Consider the following 18,387-nt stretch of genomic DNA (forward strand, 5'->3'; position numbering starts at 1 on the left):
CACATCCTTTTTTGTTCGCATTTTATTTACCTGCTTCAATTGCCTTCTGAAATCTCTGTGCGATTTCCAGCGGACGTGTGATCGCTCCGCCTACCACGATCGCCCATACACCTGTCTGTAGTGCTTTTACAGCCTGATCCGGATAATGGATCTTGCCTTCTCCGATAACCGGAATATCTGTATCTTTTGCAAGCCTCTCCATCAGTTCATAATCTGGTTCGTCCTTTTTTGAAGTGTAATCAGTGTAACCGCTCATGGTTGTTCCAACAATATCCACACCACACTTCCATGCATTGATACCTTCTTCATAATTAGAAATATCTGCCATCAGGATAATATCCGGGTATTTCTCTTTGATCTGTGCGATAAACTCATTGACAGTTATGCCATCACCACGCTTGCGAAGTGTACAATCCAGAGCTACAACATCAGATCCTGCTGCTACCAGATCGTCTACTTCTTTCATGGTAGGTGTGATATATCCTTCATATCCGGGATACTGGATTTTCACCAGACCGATCACCGGAAGACCTGTTTCTTCTTTGATCGCTATGACATCGCGGATACTGCTTGTACGGATTGCAGGTGTGCCTGCGTGTTTTGCAGCGCGTGCCATCAGATACATAATGGATTTCTCTTCTACATATAATGGTTCATCTTCTACCGCCTGACAGGAAATGATCATTTTTCCATGAATCGCATCTAAAATCTCTTTTTTAGTTATCATTTTTCTCCTTGATACAGAACTGCATTCCGGCAAAATGTCCATACTCTTATCTGTGCACATTCTGTCGGAAAGCTTTTCTTTTACACTACAGTACCTTAACAATATTCAACTCTTCGTCTGTCAACACAATATCTGCCCGTTTTCCGGGAGTAAGGGAACCCACTTCATTATAAATCCCAATACTTCTCGCCGGATTTGCTGTTGCTGCCAGAATCGCTTCTCTTTCCGGTACACCCATGGAAATAACACACTTCATACAATCAAAAAGGCAGGTTGCAGAACCGGCGATCGTTCCGTCTGCCAGAGTTGCCTTTCTGTCTTTCATGGTCACTTCCTGTCCGCCCAGTTCATACAGTCCGTTCTCCATACCTGTTGCCATCATGGAGTCACTGATAAGGACGACTCTGCTGTCTCCAAATAAACGAAAGGTATTGCGTACAGTTACAGGATGGATGTGGATCCCATCACCGATCATCTCTACCATACAGTCCTGATTATCTGCTGCTGCACCGATCACACCGGGTTCTCTGTGTCCCATAGAGTTCATGGCATTATAAAGATGAGTTACATGAAGTGCTCCCTCTTTCATCGCTTCTGCTGCGCAGCCATAATCTGCTGCTGTATGTCCGATAGAAATAACCACTTCATTATGTAATTCTCTGATAAATTCCTCAGAGCCTTCCATATTCGGTGCAAGAGTTACCAGTTTGATCATTCCGCCCGCAGCTTCGTTACATGCTCTGAAAAATTCAATATCCGGTTTACGGATATAGCCTTCTACATGTGCTCCCTTTTTCACAGGATCAAGGAAAGGCCCTTCCATATTGATACCCACAATACGGGCACAGGTTTCATCCTGTTCTACATCTTTTGCAGTCTGGAAAATCTTAAGCAGCTCCTCTTTCGGAAGTGTCATGGATGTCGGGCAATAGGATGTGATTCCCTGAGATTTTTCATACTGAAGGATTGTTCTTAACCCATCAACATCTGCGTCTGAGAAATCATGTCTGACTGCACCATGGCTGTGGATATCTACCAGTCCGGGCAGAATCTTCAGTCCTGATGCATCCAGTTGCGTTTTGTCGGTTACTTCATCTGCTGAAGCCACAATTCTGCCGTTCTCTACATACAGATCTGTGACTTTATAACTGCCATCTTCCTGAAAAACTTTTCCATTCTTTATAATCATATGATTTTTGCCTCTTTTCTCGCTGAAGTGAATTATTAAGTATTTCCCTGACTTTATCTCTGTCAGGCAATTCTTTCCACTGATACTGTTATTATCACACAAGAGCCGGTATTATAAAAGTCCTTTTTCTTTAATAAGACTTAAAGCATCTTCATCTGCCACTACAGTTACATCCTGATGAAGCTGAAGGATAGATGCAGGTACATTCGGTGTGATCGGTCCGTACAGAGATTTGTACAAAGCATCTGCCTTGGCACTTCCTGTTGCTACAAGAAGAATTTTCTTTGCTGCCATAATGTTCTTGATTCCCATGGTGTATGCCTGTTTCGGAACTTCATCCATACTTTCAAAAAATCTTGCATTTGCCTTGATAGTGCTTTCTGTAAGGTCTACACAATGAGTTTCCTTCTCAAAAGCTTCTCCGGGTTCATTGAAACCAATATGTCCGTTTCCGCCAATTCCCAGAAGCTGGATATCAATTCCACCTACACTGCGGATGATCTCATTATAATCTGCACATGCTTTGTCGCTGTCTTCTTCCAGTCCATTTGGTACATAGGTTTTGTTTTTGTCAATGTTTACATGATCGAACAGGTTTGTGTTCATGAAATAACGATAGCTCTGGTCGTTGTCACCGGAAAGTCCTTTATACTCATCCAGGTTTACAGATGTGATCTGTGAGAAATCAAGGTCACCTTTGTTGTACCACTCGATAAGCTGTTTATATAATCCGACCGGTGTAGAGCCTGTTGCCAGTCCAAGAACTGCGTTTGGTTTCATAATAATCTGGGCAGACATGATATTAGCTGCTTTTCTGCTTACGTCCTGATAATCTTTACCTACATAAATAATCATAGTTTTCTCCTTTTTTGCGTGTCATCTGACACTTCCGATTTGTTATAAACTCATTATAATTCCCGTTGGTTCTATTTTCAATGAATGTATTGTTTTTAGAATCTTCTTTCATTTTTTATTATTTTGAGCCATTTTGCAGTTCGGTTTTTAAAGCTTGCCGAAATTACTTTCCTTGTTTATATTTTTCATGAAAATATTTACATTCTCCTTGTGAAACAAATTCTACAATGTTATAGTAATCTATAGCAATTCCACCATACAGAAAGGATTCCATATGTCATTAAACAAACATAAAATTATTCCTTTAATTGAATCTTATTACCATACATTCACTCCGCTGGAAAGAACAATCGCCGATTTCTTTATTCATAATACTGAAGAGCAGGATTTTTCTTCCAGAAATATTTCCGGGCTTCTTTATGTATCTGAAGCTTCACTTTCACGTTTCGCCCAGAAATGTGGATTTCACGGATACAGAGAATTTATTTATGAGTATAAGCAGAGCCTGGCACCAGGTCCCGAAGAAAATATTCCGAATTTTGAAGTATCGGAATTTAATACTTATCAGGAACTTCTGAATAAATCTAACGCTCTGCTGGACAAAGCGCAGATCACACGGATCACAAATCTGCTGGTTTCCAAACCTCGTGTTTATGTTTACGGAAGAGGCAGTTCCGGTCTCGTAGCTCAGGAGATGAAGCTTCGTTTCATGCGTATTGGACTGAATATCGAAGCAGTTACAGACAGTCATATTATGAAGGTGAATTCTGTTATTCTGGATGAGAACTGTCTGGTCATCGGTATCAGTGTCAGCGGACAGACGGATGATATTATCTCTTCTCTGAAGGCTGCACATCAGCACGGAGCTTATACACTTCTTATGACCGCAAGACAGGACAAATCCTATCAGGACTTCTGCGATGAGACGCTCATCTTCGCAAGCATGGAACATCTGGAATATGGAAATATCATTTCCCCACAGTTTCCTATTTTGCTGGTTCTGGATGTACTTTATGCACATTATCTGCAGATTGACAGGAGCAAAAAAGAAGCTCTGCATGAATATACGATACAGACACTTCAGCCATTTCTGATTAAATAATTCTGATATGCAGGAAACATTCCCGACACTATCCACTGCCAAAATAGCCATAGAAAATCCCTCTTAAGAAGATTTTGGTTATTTACCTTGTCTACTTAAGAGGGATTATTTTTATTTATTGTCTTTTACAAGACGGATCACATTCCATGATGCTTTATGCAGCATACTTGTCAATTCCCCATTGTCCATTGTTGTCTGCTGTGTTGTCTTTGGTTTTACATTTTCCTGTCCGAAAGCATTGACTACCTTCAGGTCATCGCTTTCAAGTACGATATGCTCAGCAACTCTGTAGCCTTCGAAGCTTCTTACATCTGTATTAAGAACAACATCCTCTTTCAGATTTCTGTTTACTGCAAAGACAGTAACTTCTTCTTTCTCTTCATTGTAAACAGCAACTGCTTCAATATCTGTGATGCTTCCGTGTCCGCTTGTCTCATGCTCAGTGGATGAGATTACCGGCTGGAGCGCAACACCACGTCCATATTTGGAAGCATGCATAAACGGATAGAAAATAGTCTGTTTCCAGGAACCGCCGCCATTAGGGTCAGTCATGATCGGAGCGATAACGTTGATGAGCTGTGCAAGGCATGCCACTTTCACTCTGTCTGAATGGCGGATCAGAACAATCAGCATCAGACCTACCAGCAGGGCATCCTCGAAGTTATAAATATCCTCAAGAAGCGGCGGCGCTATCTGCCACGGATGATTCTCTGTGATATCATTGTCAGCAGCATTTGAATGATACCATACATTCCACTCATCAAAGCTGAGGTACATATTCTTTTTGCTGCGTTTTTTCGCTTTTACATAATCGCAGGTTGCGATAATGGTGTGGATAAATTCGTCCATATCATCGGATTTTGCAAGGAAGTCATTGCTGTCGTCAGAACGGTTTCCATAGTATGTATGAAGGGATAAATAATCTACATAATCATAAGTGTGGCTCAGTACATGATCTTCCCAGAGTGCGAAGGTCGGCATATCTTTGTTGGAACTTCCGCATACAACGAACTCGATAGACGGATCGATGAGTTTCATTGCTTTGGCTGTTTCTTCTGCCAGTCTTCCGTACTCATCCATAGTCTTGTGACCGATCTGCCACGGACCGTCCATTTCGTTTCCGAGGCACCATGTTTTGAATCCGTATGGATCTTTCTGTCCGTGTTTGATACGGAGATCACTGTATTTGGTTCCGCCCGGATGGTTGCAGTATTCCAGAAGGTTGCAGGCATCTGTGATTCCTCTTGTTCCGAGATTGACTGCCATCATCACTTCTGAATTTGCTGCGTCTGCCCATTTCTTAAATTCATGAAGTCCTACTTCGTTCTTTTCCAGACTTTTCCATGCAAGTTCCAGTCTGTGAGGTCTTTCCTCAACCGGACCTACACTGTCTTCCCAGTAAAAGTTGGATACAAAGTTTCCGCCCGGATAACGTACGATCGGCACGTCCAGTTCTTTTACCAGATCAATAACATCTTTACGGAATCCGTCAGCATTGGAAAGCGGATGTCCCGGCTGATAAATTCCATCGTATACAGCTCTTCCCAGATGTTCAATAAAGGAACCGTAAATTCTTTTGTCGATTTTGGAAATGGAGAATGCTTTGTCCACTACCATTTTTGCCTGTTTTGCCATAATGTTTTTTGAACCTCCGTTCTTAAATTTAGTTTGAGAAATTAGTTTGTCGTTATATTATTTGAGCTGCCTCATAAGTAATGTCAAATGATCACCGGTTACAGTAACATTAATTTCAAAACTCAATGGGACAGCTCATTTTATATCATGTCAGCAAGTTACGATTTGAATATTTACAACTTTTGATCAACCCTTAACAGCACCGGATGTCATACCATCGATCAGGTATCTCTGGAAGATCAGGTAGATGATCAGGATTGGAAGAATACCGAACATGGAACCTGCGATCAGAAGGTTGTAGTTATTTCCATAAGGTGTCAGCAGTGTATTCAGACCGATCTGCAGTGTAAATTTACTTGTATCACGGAATACCAGCATCGGCCATAACATGTTGTTCCAGGAACCCATTGCACAGAGGATTGCCATGGATGCAAATGCCGGTTTGGTGATCGGCATCATAATCTTAACACTGATACCATACTCTGTGCATCCGTCGATTCTTCCTGCATCCAGAAGCTCTTTCGGAAGACTCTGCATGTACTGTTTAAAGAAGAAAATCGTCGACGCACCACATAGTCCGGGGAGAATAACACCGGCTCTTGTATTGATGATTCCAAGAGATGTAACTTCGTTATACAGAGGAAGCATCAGGATTTCAAAAGGAACACACATAGTTGCGATTACCAGGAAGAATAAAAATCCCTGAAGTTTAAATTTGTACATGGTCAGACCGTATGCGATGAAGTAGCATACCAGCAGTGTCAGAACTACTGTGATCAGTGTCAGGATCAGACTGTTTTTATACCACATGAAATATTTTCGGGAATCCTCATTTCCGGAAAACAGGTATTTGTAGTTATCCAGATGCATCTTGGAAAAATCAAGATTCAGGGACATACCTTTCATAACCACTTCACGGCCTTCCTGGAAGGAAGCGAAGAAACCTGCAAGAAGCGGGAATGCGATCAGCACACAGAGGATAGCGAAAAGCCCTGTGGATAATACAGACGCAACTTTATGATTTGATTCCATTGTCTTTGGCTGAGCTGCTGTTTTTGCCATATCACTTTTCCTCCTTCTTGAATGTTCCTGTTGCCACAAGCTGGACAACATTGATAGCCAGGGCAATGACCAGAAGCACCATACCTACAGCACACGCATAACCCATATCATTTTTCTCAATACCACGTTTATACAGATATCCTACGATAGTAAGACCAATGTTCTTCGGTGAGGAGTTACCATTCCACAACATGAAACTCTCAAGGAACATGGACAGACCGGCATATACGGAAATTGTAATAACATAGATGGTTGTCGGTTTCAGAAGCGGCAGTGTCACATACCAGAATTTCTGTTTTGCATTGGCACCGTCGATATCTGCTGATTCATAAAGAGATGTATCAATACTCTTTAAACCGGAAATAAAATACAGCATGTTAACACCTGTCCATCTCCACATACAGAGTAATAACAGAGCTATCCATCCGGTAGTCTTTGCTTTCAGCCATGGAATACTTGCATTTCCAAGCAAATGCATTAACTGGTTCATCTGTCCGTTATCACCTTCTGAGAACATCAATCGGAATAACATACCGGAAATAACTACAGATGTAAGTGCCGGAATGTACATGATCACTTTCCATACGCCTTTGGCTTTGGTAAGACGGCTTTCCATCAGTACTGCAAGCATCATTGGGATTGGAATCAGCAGGAGCAGTGTCAAAAGCATGTATTCCACACTGTTAAATACAGCCGTCTTGAAGAACTTATCGGAAGCCAGTTTCTGATAATGCTTCAGACCAACCCACTGAGAACCGCCAAACGAAATATCCTGAAAACTCATTACAATACCACTGATGAGCGGATATAACCAGAATACCAGAAGGCTGATAACAAACGGAAGTACGAATACGTAGGGTGCCACCTTCTGAGAATAGAGCATCTTTTTCACTTTATTCACAATGAATTCCTCCTCTTCTAAAAATAGCGGTAACTTTTCAGTATCTCACAGAATCATGATTTACTGAACAGTCACAGATAATTTCTTTTTTCTTATTACCATTATCCTGAAAAGAAATCAGACTCCACATCCTGTGAAAATCTCATTTCTCACCAGGATAACAGTAGAGGAGGTCAGGGAATGCGGTTCCCTGGCCTCCCATAGCATTTCGGCCACTGCAGTAACCGTTCTTTATTCACTTGATCAGTGAACCATTATCATTTTATTATTCACACTCGAAATCAAGATAATCCTGTGCATCCTGAAGCGCTTCTTCTACATCCATGCCATCCTCTAATACATTGTTCAGAGTTGTTGTACACATGTAGTCGTTCAGTGTCGGAGAGTTCTTTGTTGTATAAACAGTTCCGATTGCATCATTTTCAGCAAGTTCATTCAGCACTTCGTATGGCTTTACGCGGAAGAATGTGTTATATGTATTGGACTCATCATAAGCAAACGCTTCATCAGACCATAAAGCTGTGTTGCAGACATCAAATCCAAGTTCATTCCAGATCAGGTTTTCACCTTCTTCAGAGCATTTAGCCCATGCAAGCCATTCAGCTGCAAGTTCAGGATTCTCACATTGATTTGTTACAACAGTACCTGTACCACCGATACCAACGGAACATTTCTGTCCTTCTTCAAATACAGGGCATGTTGTGATGTCATATTTGCCTTCCATCTCTGGCATATAATCTTTGAAACGGCTCATGTACCACATAGCTTTCGGGAAGGAAGCAATTTTACCTTCCATGATGTTGGAGAAACCAGCTTCAAGGTCAACATGTCCGTCTGTGGATACCATTGCGATTCCATCATTTAACCAGTTCTGCTGCATTGTGAGCATTTCTTTTACAGAATCAAGCTGTACATTTACAGTTCCATCCGGACCGCCTGTCCAATCTTCACCGTTCTCAGCCATTGCAAGCCACATCCAGTCAACACCGCCTGTATCAACAGATGTTAAATACACTTCACCATTGGAAGCTTCTTTTAACTCTTCACCAAGTTTTGTATAATCATCCCATGTCTTTACAGATTTGTAATCTAATCCGTAGGATTCAAGAAGATCTGCGTTCCAGTACATAACAGTTGCACCTACATGGAAAGGAACACCAAGTCTTGTTCCGTCAGCTTTAGAATAAACATCAAGTCTGGACTGCACCATTGTATCTTCATATGGAGCAAGTGCATCATTCATGGAATACAGAGGACTGTCATCGCCGGAATAGTTCGGGAACTGTCCAATCTCGATATCGCAGAGGTCAGGAGCACCGGATCCTGCCTGTAAGGACATCATTAATTTGTTATGCATATCAGAGTATGGATATGTACTGAATGTAATCTGGATCTGTTTGTCCGGATTCTCTTCGTTCCATTTGTCTACCATTTTTCCGTAAAATTCATTGTGCAGGTCTACGAATGACCACATTTCGAATTTTGTTCCATCATCAGGACCTACGGTTGTTACGGCGGTAGGTTCTCCCTCAGCCGGTTCTTCGCTCTCAGCAGTTTCCTCTGTTGTGTCTTCTTCTGCAAAGACATTCACTGCCATACTCATGCTGGACACTGCCATAGCTGCAGTCATAAGTAACGCGAACAATTTTCTTCTCTTCATAAAAAGATCCTCCTTTTTTGCATTTCTTTGCGCTCTTCCGGTTTCAATGATGCTATTGTACAATCTCCATAATTATTTCGTATTTTTTTAAAATATATAGCTCTTCTTTTTGTCATGGTTATTTTGCACAACTTTTTTATTTTCAGCTCCGGTTTATGTTGATATTATATAATTTATTCCTGTAAATGTCAATATATTTTTGATTTATTTTTATTATTTTAGTTTTATCTAAAATAAATGTCTGATATTCATTCGTCATTCTATCTATTTTTTTGCTATTTTCCTATGTTTTTTTAACTAATTTTATGATAAAATAACTAATCAAAACGTATTTTCCTAAAAGTTCTTATTTAGTGTTATATGCCTGTAAATACAGTCAAAAGGAGGTTTTTACATGAAATCCTGTTCTGTTTCCGATGGTCTCGCCATCTTCAAAGCTCTCGGTTCCCCTGTCCGTGTACAGATCTTGCGTCTGATTCAGGAAAAAGAAGGTCTGAACATTAAGCAAATTGCACAAAGCCTGAAAATCCCTGTTACAACCCTGTCCCCTCACCTTAATCTTCTGGCTGAAGCCGGGCTGATAGAATTCAGGGATGAATCTCTCACACACGGAACACAGAAACGCTGCTATTTTATAAAAGACTGGGATCAGCTTCTGGTAAATATGGCGCTTTACGGTCCTGATCTGCAGACTTACAGTGCAGAAATCGGCGTGGGACATTTTTCTGATTTCTCGGTAACTCCCACCTGTGGTATGGCAACTTCTACTTCTTTTGTGGGACAGTTGGATCAGCCACGGTATTTCATACACCCAGGCAGCCGCCAGGCAAGGATCGTCTGGTTCACCACCGGATATCTGGAGTATATACTGCCCAATTTCATCCCTGATCACAGCGTGATTGAAGAACTGACAGTTTCCTTTGAGATCAGTTCCGAAGCCCCCCGATTCTGTAATGTGTGGCCTTCTGATATTACCTTTTCCCTGAACGGTGTAATCCTTGGCACCTGGACCAGCCCTGGTGATTATGGGGACCGCAGAGGGAAATACAATCCTTCCTGGTGGTTTTCTTTTCTGAATCAGTATGGTTTGCTGAAAAAACTGACGATCACCCCTGAAGGCACTTTTCTGGACACAGAAAAGCTGTCCGATGTTTCCACCAGACAGCTTGCACTCACTGATCAGTCCGTTATGAAATTGCGCTTTTCTGTTCTTCCGGGCGCCGAACATCCCGGCGGGTGTACCCTTTTTGGTGCAGGTTTCGGAGATTATAACCAGCATATACGGATTACCATCGGATATCATCCCAAAAACCTCTGATTTTTCCGCCTGACTTCAGATTTATATGCTGCCCCGAATACTCCCACAGCCATTTATGAAAACAGATATTTCACACCCCATATGGTTTCATTATTGTCACCCTTAGCGCTGAAGCACATCGTATCATTGCCTGCCTCATCGGTCATTGCCAGGACAACTCCTGTATAAATATTTTCACCGAGAGTCACATCAATATATGGTGTGCCTTCTTCCGCTTCCCATGTGCCTTCCAGTTCTTCTCCGGTAACTGTTCCGTCTGCATTAAGCTGAATTCTCTGCGGTTTATGTACTTTGTCCGAAATATCCGTACCATGGTTTACCAGATAAAAAGTACCCTTGATTTCATCCCCGGAATATCCATCCTCTTTCAACGTCTCGCCGTCTGTGGCAAATGGCGCAGCAACCAGCCATCCGTCTTTTGTGCGGAACAACTGATGTACGCGAGGCTCATGAAGTTCTCCGGTTTTAGCAAAACGCTGATGATAGACCAGGTATAATTTACCATCTTCATCTTCAAATGCGGTCTGGCCGCCTGGTGCCATATAGGTCTGGGTAAGACTTGGGAATGTATAATTTCCCATCATTTTCAGCCCATGATCTTTATGCTCCACAAATAAATACATATCCTTCCCTGCTGCATCTGTATAAGTTCCGTCCACAGTGTCACAGCGGAAGAGTCGCATCTGATAACCTCCTTTTGCCTGCAGATTTCCATAGGACAAAAACAGATAATAGTATCCACTGGTCTCATCATACATAATATGCGGGCCTTCGATGGAGTTGTGATAACCACCGAGAAGTTTCTTACCATAATAGCTGTCCACATGATTTTCTTCGTCTGCTTCCGGATAAATCGGATAGCCGGTCTCTTCATCAATCTCAATCAGAAAAATACCGCCGGACCAGGATCCATAAACCATCCACATACGCCCGTCTTCATCATAAAAAACATCCGGATCAATACAGTTTGGCCAGTTATTGTTGTCATAAGACGCTGCTGTATATGGCCTCGGGTCTGTTCCCATCAGTTCTTCGATATTACTTTCCTTAACATCATGATAGCTATAACCAGAGTACAGGAATGTATCCTCATAGTGATACGGACCTTCAATGTCGTCTGCTGTTGCAAAACAGATATTGGATTTCACATAAGAAGATGTGGTACAGAAATACATCACATATTTTCCCATTTTTTTGTTATAGATGACATCCGGTGCCCACACGGAATAACCACCTTCCTCGTTCTTTCCTACATAAGTAAACGCTGCCGGATCGCCGTCTTCTTCTCCGTCAAAAAGATTGTCAAACAGCTTATTCTCTGCATTGACCCCGGAGGAAAAACCGGTCCAGTTTCTCAGATCTGTGGACTTCGCAGATTCCATATGGGAGCCAAAGATATAGTAAGTGTCATTGTCTTTGATGACAGATGGATCATGCACGGAAGCTCCGGCAGTAAAGCCACCTTTCTTAATCTTGCTCTCAATATCATCTGCGCCTGCTGTTTCTTTTTCGTTTGCCGCATCTGTTGTCTCTGCTGTGCCATCAGCAGCTTCCGCAGCATATATACTCTGTGATCCGAGAAGCATCATTCCTGTCAGCCCCAGAATTATTCCCCATTTTTTTCTCATACCAGTTCTCCTGTTTTCCAAATATTATCCCATCTCAGGTTACGTTAATCTTCGTAAGAAAATATCGGTGCGCCTGTTTTTTCATCCCAGCGGATTTTCATCAGCATGGCATGACGGTTTGGATTGTACAGCGGATTTCCTTCAATCTCTGCTTCTGTTCTCGCATGATAAACCATGATCGGGTTTCCTTCTTCGTCTTCAGTAAAGGAATTATGCCCCGGTCCATAGATTCCTCTGGACTCATCTGTACGAAGAACCGGATAACGTTCTTTTGTCCAGGATTTCGGATCAAGAAGATCAGAATTTTCATCTGCTGTAAGCATTCCCATGCAATATGCAGTGCCTGTCTCAGATGCAGAATAGGTAAGATAAATCCTGCCGTCATGATGAATAACTGCCGGTCCTTCATTCACCCAGAACCCAACTCTTTCCCAGTCATAATCCGGTGAAGTGAGAAGTACCTGGACGGTTTTCAGTTTATACGGAGTTTCCATTTCACCAATATAAAGGTTGGAAATCTGCTTGCCGACTCCTACCTTCTCAGCCCATACATAGTAATGTTTTCCCTTGTTTTCAAATACTGTTGCATCCAGAGAGAAAGCTTCAAAAGAAAATTCATCTGCATCCGCACGTCCCATCTTACCTTTCTCTGTCCAGACTCCTGTAAGCGGATCTGTATCTGCACATTCCAACACATATGGGCGGATTGCCCAAACATCATCTTTGTCCCCACCTGCAAAATAGATATACCATTTACCATCCAGATAATGAAGCTCCGGCGCCCAGATATGTTCGCTCATGATTCCTTCTTTGTGTTTCTCCCAGACTGTCACTTCTTCCGCATCTTTCAGTCCTGCCAGAGTTTCGCTTCTTCTCAGCACAATCCGGTCATAGGCCGGTATGGATGCTGTAAAATAATAGTTTCCATCTGTGTGGCGGTAAACATATGGATCTGCTCTCTGCAGAATCCATGGCTCATTATACTTAAGTTCTTCACTCATTGTATGTCCCCCTGTTTGCTTTTTATTTTAGGTTTATATAAATTATTTTTTATATATTTAAAATTGTACTGCATTTTTCAGAAAATATCAACTATATTTTTTTCTTTTCGTTGCACATTTTTTTCAGATTCGTTATAATTTACCGTAAACGTTACAAAATCATTTTTAACAGAAAGGGAAATCCGTTATGTTATATATTAAAAGTCTGGAGCAGGCGGTCCCTGTCTTCAAAGCTCTTGGTTCTGACATCCGCATACGGCTGATCCAGACTCTCCTTGAGCATCAGGAAATGAATATGAATGAACTGGCTTCCAGTCTGGGGATTACCAACGGTGCCCTGACCAGCCATGTAAAGAAACTCGAAGAATCCGGAATTCTCGCAATTCTTCCAGAGCATTCCGGCCACGGAAACCAGAAGGTCTGTCGCATTAATGTTGACAAGATCCTGGTTGATATTGCCTCTAACAATGACAGCCCGGCTGAGGATAGTTACTCTATTGACATTCCGATCGGCAACTACTTTAATTATTCTGTCTATCCAACCTGTGGGCTGTCTACTACCGATAATCTCATCGGTGAGGTAGATGATCCTCGTTATTTTGCTCATCCGAGCCATGTAGATGCAAAGATTTTATGGTTTGGACGGGGATTTATTGATTACCGCATTCCAAATATGCTGCCTCCGGGACAGAAGATTGACCGGCTGACACTCTCCTTTGAAATCAGTTCAGAAGCTCCCGGAGTCAACAGTGACTGGCCTTCTGATATTTCCTTTTTCCTGAATAATACAAAGGTCGGAACCTGGACAAGCCCCGGAGATTTCGGTGATGTCCACGGTATGTTCACTCCCGACTGGTGGTTCCCGAACTGGAATCAGTATGGTCTTCTGAAGATGCTTGTCATTGACCGTCACGGTACATTTATCGATGGATTAAAGATCTCTGATGTGAATACACAGCAGCTCACTTTTACCTCTCAGGATGATATGGTATTCCGTTTCCAGGTGGATGAACCATCTCAGAATATTGGCGGTCTGACACTCTTCGGAAAAGATTTCGGAAACTATAATCAGGATATTAATGTGAAAGTGCATTATACTCCAAATGTATAACTTTACAGAATATCTGAAAACAGCAAAAAGCAAGGAACCGATGTGTTTTGCCACATAGTTCCTTGCTTTTGTTTTATATTTCATCTGATTCTCCGGTTATTCTCCGCGCATCCAGACTCTCATCTGATTTTCTCCGCGGTTGCCCCATGTGTAATACGGCACTGCTGTCAGTGTTGTCAGCGTTCTCACCGGTGCAATATCACTGTACAGAGAATCTCCCACTGTTTCCAGCTTACGTGCTTTGATCTTAAGCAGGACGCAGCCTTGCAGCAGGCCTTCTTTGCAGACTTCCTCTTCCATCTTTGCATCTTCAAAGATGTGGTAAGACTGAAGCAGGCCCGGATTGTCCACACCCTCGAAACAATAAACGATCGGCCCGCGCATAAATGCTACACAGCCGGCATCTTCCCTTACTTTAAGGTTTGCATAAATCTTGCGGATCTTCATCGGAAAAACAAGTTCTACTTCATCATTTTCCCACACTCTCTTAAGGATCAGATATCCTTTTTCCACATCTGCAGTGATATTCTTCTCTTTTCCATTTATACGTACCTGAACAGAACCCGGACGTACCCAGGATGGAATATGGATTCCCAGAATGGTTTCTTTCTCTGTTTTTCCGGTTATATGATAGGTCACTCTGCCATCCCACGGATAGTTGCTTTCTACAGTTACATCCATCTTATCAAAGTGTGCTTCTGTGCCTGCCGGGATATGAGAATAAACTCCCTCTTCAGTCTCACTCCACAGATATTTGCCAAGAGACATCAGCAGACGCACTACATTGGGAGGACAGCATGCACATGTATACCAGCCCGGACGCTCCGGCAGAACATGCTTATATCCGTATAATTTTCCGCTGACTCCAGGTTCTGTTTCCAGTGGATTTACATAGAAAAACCGCTTTCCGTCAAGCTGCATTCCGCTGATGATCCCATTATAAAGTGCACGTTCCATCACATCTGCATAGCGTCCATCCATCACATTATCAAGCATCTTTCTTGCAAAAAATACCAGCCCGATAGATGCGCAGGTTTCCGCATAAACGGTGTCATTCGGCAAATCATAATCAATGGTAAATGCCTCTCCGTCTACGGTACTGCCGATTCCTCCGGTGATATACATTCTCTTCTGAGTCATGTTCTCCCAGAGATCACAGCATGCCTGATAGAGTTTTTCATCTTTGTAAAGAGAAGCCAGTTCTGCCATGGCAGTATACATGTAAACTGCACGGACACTGTGTCCTACTGCTTCTTTCTGCTCATAGACAGTAGCATGTGCCTGGTTATATTCTCTGTTATGCACATCCATATCAAAGTGAACCCAGCCTCTTTTTTTCCTCTCTTTGACAAAGTAATCCGGATCTTTTCCACGCTGTTCAATGAAATATCTGGCAAGGTCTTTGTAATTTTCTTTTCCGGTTACTTCATAGAGACGCAGAAGTCCCAGCTCGATTTCCTGATGTCCCGGAATGCCCGGTTCTTTACCTTCTTCTGTTCCAAAACGTTTCCCGATATGTTCTGCCATGCGCTCCATTACATGAAGCAGACGGTCTTTTCCAGTCACCTCATAGTAAGCCGCCGCTGCTTCCATCATATGTCCGGCACAGTATAATTCATGGCATTCCTGTAAGTTCTGCCAGCGGTGTTCCGGCTCTTTGATCGTGAAAAAAGTATTCAGATAACCGTCATCCTGCTGCGCTTTTTCAATGATTTCAATAACCTTATCTGCACGTTCTTCCAGTTCAGCATCCGGTCGGACTTCCAGTGCATACGCTACACCTTCCAGCCATTTGGCAACATCACTGTCCTGGAAAACCATTCCGTAAAATTCACCCTCTTCCAATCCCGCTGCAATACGGAAGTTTGCCAATGCATGGCTTTTTTCCACTCCCGGAATCTCATCATTTAATATTTTCTCCTGATAAGGAATTACTGTATTCATTACCAGTTCCTGATATCCTCGCCAGAATTTATCCGTTACTTTTACCTTATTTAATAACCCTTCTTTTAAACCGTCTTTCATTTCTGCGCCTCCCATTTTGCCGGCAGATCCGGACATTTTCGCACCTTCTGTACAGCCCGCAGTTCCACAAAGCATCCGCAAAGCCTGCACATCCCATTCATTAAGCGGTCACAGGTGCTGCATATGTTAAGCCTTTTTTCGTAAATCTGCTGGTCTACTTTCAGATCCTCATCCATGCGCTGAATGTAGCGTGACAGATCCTCGTAAAAAGTCTCTTCATTATTCTGTCCGGGCAGACATTTTCTGCACACACGCAGCTTCCCGTTCATACCTTAGTCTCCTTTTTGTTTCCATTATAAATATTCACAGAAAATACCTGCCTGTTTTGTCAGAAGCGGCATTTTCTGTGAATCTGTAAAGTTCATTCATTTTTATACAAAACTCTTTATCTGTGTCAAGCGAATAAAATCATCCGCTTCACTACCTGATTCGACTAAAAATCTTGTAATTATCTTACTTCCAGATGAAGAACACTGCATTTAGGAATTGTGAATCTGATTCCTTCTGCTGTTTTTTCTACTTCGTTAAATTCTTTTACACGTACCTGGTCCGGTGTTTCGAAGGTATTCATTTCGTGCATTTCGCCGTGTACGATCTCACCTTTAACTTCATTTACCTGATAGTCTGTAAGGATAGTTCTGATCTCATAATCTTTATCCAGTGACAGGTTTGTCAATGTGATATGTACAGCTCCGTCTTCTGCTACAGATACAGATTCTGTCAGGTTCGGTACCTGCCACTCTTCTTCCACACCGATGGTTTCTGTTTCGATAGAACTGTCTACAAGCATTGCATCCTGATGATATTTGTACATATCAAATACATGATAGGTTGGTGTCAGGATCATATCAGCACCATCTGTAAGGATAACGGACTGAAGAACATTTACGATCTGCGCAAGGTTTGCCATCTTTACTCTGTCACTGTGTTTGTTAAAGATATTTAAAGTAATACCTGCAATCAGGGCATCTCTCATTGTGTTCTGCTGATACAGGAAGCCAGGGTTTGTGCCTGGTTCCACTGTGTACCATGCGCCCCACTCGTCAACGATCATACCGATCTTTTTCTCAGGATCATATTCGTCCATGATATGTCCGTGACGCTCGATCAGAGTTTCCATAAAGAGCGCTTTATTCAGACTCTTATACCATACCTTATCATCAAAATCTGTAGCACTTCCCTTGATCTCCCATCCTTCCGGATGTACATAATAATGAAGAGAAAGACCATCCATATTTCCGTGAAGCTCTTTCAGGCAATGATTATGTGTAGTCTTTAATACTTCGGAAGTCCACTCATAATCATCTACATTGGCGCCGCAGCAGACTTTGTGGATTGGGTGATCCGGATGATAATTGCGGACATAAGTCTGATAACGGCGGTATTCATTTGCATAGAAGTCAGGATTCATATTTCCGCCACATCCCCAGTTTTCATTTCCAACTCCAAAGAAATCCAGTTTCCATGGTTTCTCATGTCCGTTTTTCTTACGGAGGTCAGCCATCGGAGAAACACCCTCGAATGTGATATATTCTACCCATTCAGACATTTCCTGAACTGTTCCGCTTCCCAGGTTACCATTAACATAAGCTTCGCAGCCAAGCTGCTCACAGAGTTCAAAAAATTCATGTGTACCAAAGCTGTTATCCTCTACCACACCGCCCCAGTGTGTGTTAATCATTTTTTTACGTGTTTCCTTTGGTCCGATACCGTCTTTCCAGTGGTATTCATCTGCGAAGCATCCACCCGGCCAGCGAAGTACCGGAATCCTGATATGCTTCAGTGCTTCTACTACGTCTGTACGCATTCCGTTCTTATTCGGGATCTGGGAATCCTCACCTACATAGATTCCTTCGTAGATACATCTTCCCAGATGCTCTGAGAAATGCCCATAGATTTCTTTGTTGATTTTGCTCTGTTTCTTTGATGGATTAATTACAAGCTTAGTCATTTTTACCTCCACAGTTTATGATTTCAGGTTTTTATTTTACCTTTTTCTAAAATAATATACTTTATTTTGCTTTTTCATTATACACAACTTCTGTCTGATATTCAATATATTTTCTGCAAAATTGCTATGATAATTTTGTATAAGAGTTACTGTTCACATACCACTATCCCGAGACATACAAGCCAAAATTCCATTGCCGCAGGCAATCTGGAATGAATTTTG

General features: G+C 42.1%; 15 protein-coding genes. 3 read left to right on the forward strand and 12 right to left on the reverse strand.

The window, feature by feature from the left end; genetic code table 11:
• Positions 1 to 22 precede the first annotated feature (22 nt).
• The 3 genes from ACESZG_RS14705 to nagB all read right to left on the reverse strand — a co-directional run bounded on the left by ACESZG_RS14705 (position 23) and on the right by nagB (position 2,771).
• The gene (locus tag ACESZG_RS14705) at positions 23 to 727 is read right to left on the reverse strand and encodes an N-acetylmannosamine-6-phosphate 2-epimerase (RefSeq protein ID WP_373218629.1); all 705 of its coding nucleotides are present in this window, start codon (positions 725 to 727) and stop codon (positions 23 to 25) included.
• A gap of 85 nt (positions 728 to 812) precedes the next feature.
• Positions 813 to 1,916, reverse strand: a complete 1,104-nt coding sequence (gene nagA / locus ACESZG_RS14710) for an N-acetylglucosamine-6-phosphate deacetylase (RefSeq protein ID WP_118338965.1) — start codon at positions 1,914 to 1,916, stop codon at positions 813 to 815.
• A gap of 111 nt (positions 1,917 to 2,027) precedes the next feature.
• Complete coding sequence (nagB, locus tag ACESZG_RS14715) at positions 2,028 to 2,771, reverse strand: glucosamine-6-phosphate deaminase (RefSeq protein WP_055053331.1); 744 nt, start codon at positions 2,769 to 2,771, stop codon at positions 2,028 to 2,030.
• 274 nt (positions 2,772 to 3,045) lie between these two features.
• Here nagB and ACESZG_RS14720 point away from each other — a divergent pair, with 274 nt between their 5' ends.
• Positions 3,046 to 3,873 (forward strand): MurR/RpiR family transcriptional regulator, encoded by an 828-nt coding sequence (locus tag ACESZG_RS14720; protein WP_026649752.1) that lies wholly within the window; start codon positions 3,046 to 3,048, stop codon positions 3,871 to 3,873.
• A gap of 111 nt (positions 3,874 to 3,984) precedes the next feature.
• Here ACESZG_RS14720 and ACESZG_RS14725 read toward each other — a convergent pair whose 3' ends face one another.
• From ACESZG_RS14725 to ACESZG_RS14740, 4 genes are all read right to left on the reverse strand, one after another.
• Positions 3,985 to 5,508 (reverse strand): alpha-N-arabinofuranosidase, encoded by a 1,524-nt coding sequence (locus ACESZG_RS14725; protein ID WP_227295588.1) that lies wholly within the window; start codon positions 5,506 to 5,508, stop codon positions 3,985 to 3,987.
• Between the two features lie 186 nt (positions 5,509 to 5,694).
• Positions 5,695 to 6,570 carry a carbohydrate ABC transporter permease gene (locus ACESZG_RS14730; RefSeq protein WP_172678313.1) on the reverse strand — a complete coding sequence of 292 codons (876 nt, stop codon included), beginning with the start codon at positions 6,568 to 6,570 and terminating at the stop codon, positions 5,695 to 5,697.
• Position 6,571: 1 nt separating this feature from the next.
• The gene (locus ACESZG_RS14735) at positions 6,572 to 7,471 is read right to left on the reverse strand and encodes a sugar ABC transporter permease (RefSeq protein WP_330593985.1); all 900 of its coding nucleotides are present in this window, start codon (positions 7,469 to 7,471) and stop codon (positions 6,572 to 6,574) included.
• A gap of 265 nt (positions 7,472 to 7,736) precedes the next feature.
• Positions 7,737 to 9,131, reverse strand: coding sequence for an ABC transporter substrate-binding protein (locus ACESZG_RS14740; protein ID WP_373218634.1), 1,395 nt, complete (start codon positions 9,129 to 9,131; stop codon positions 7,737 to 7,739).
• Between the two features lie 394 nt (positions 9,132 to 9,525).
• On the opposite strand from ACESZG_RS14740, the gene ACESZG_RS14745 reads away from it, so the two are divergent.
• Complete coding sequence (locus ACESZG_RS14745; protein ID WP_373218636.1) at positions 9,526 to 10,449, forward strand: ArsR/SmtB family transcription factor; 924 nt, start codon at positions 9,526 to 9,528, stop codon at positions 10,447 to 10,449.
• A 53-nt stretch (positions 10,450 to 10,502) separates the two neighbouring features.
• On the opposite strand, the gene ACESZG_RS14750 is transcribed toward ACESZG_RS14745, so the two are convergent.
• Complete coding sequence (locus ACESZG_RS14750; protein ID WP_368256418.1) at positions 10,503 to 12,077, reverse strand: glycoside hydrolase family 43 protein; 1,575 nt, start codon at positions 12,075 to 12,077, stop codon at positions 10,503 to 10,505.
• A gap of 44 nt (positions 12,078 to 12,121) precedes the next feature.
• Entirely contained in the window at positions 12,122 to 13,078 is a 957-nt protein-coding gene (locus ACESZG_RS14755) for a family 43 glycosylhydrolase (RefSeq protein ID WP_227567460.1), read from the reverse strand.
• Between the two features lie 187 nt (positions 13,079 to 13,265).
• Here ACESZG_RS14755 and ACESZG_RS14760 point away from each other — a divergent pair, with 187 nt between their 5' ends.
• The gene (locus ACESZG_RS14760) at positions 13,266 to 14,189 is read left to right on the forward strand and encodes a transcriptional regulator (RefSeq protein ID WP_022380673.1); all 924 of its coding nucleotides are present in this window, start codon (positions 13,266 to 13,268) and stop codon (positions 14,187 to 14,189) included.
• A gap of 96 nt (positions 14,190 to 14,285) precedes the next feature.
• Here ACESZG_RS14760 and ACESZG_RS14765 read toward each other — a convergent pair whose 3' ends face one another.
• From ACESZG_RS14765 to ACESZG_RS14775, 3 genes are all read right to left on the reverse strand, one after another.
• Entirely contained in the window at positions 14,286 to 16,214 is a 1,929-nt protein-coding gene (locus tag ACESZG_RS14765) for a glycoside hydrolase family 127 protein (protein WP_373218638.1), read from the reverse strand.
• A complete protein-coding gene (locus ACESZG_RS14770; RefSeq protein ID WP_118758993.1) occupies positions 16,211 to 16,483 on the reverse strand; it encodes a DUF6171 family protein in 273 nt (90 codons plus the stop codon). The genes ACESZG_RS14765 and ACESZG_RS14770 overlap by 4 nt, the downstream gene beginning before the upstream one ends.
• Positions 16,484 to 16,662: 179 nt before the next feature.
• On the reverse strand, positions 16,663 to 18,165 hold the full coding sequence (locus tag ACESZG_RS14775; RefSeq protein WP_288674000.1) for an alpha-N-arabinofuranosidase: 1,503 nt from the start codon (positions 18,163 to 18,165) through the stop codon (positions 16,663 to 16,665).
• Between the last annotated feature and the right edge of the window lie 222 nt (positions 18,166 to 18,387).

The sequence above is a fragment of the Blautia sp. Marseille-P2398 genome, from assembly GCF_964240315.1.
In the GTDB taxonomy this organism is placed as follows: Bacteria; Bacillota; Clostridia; order Lachnospirales; family Lachnospiraceae; genus Blautia_A; species Blautia_A wexlerae.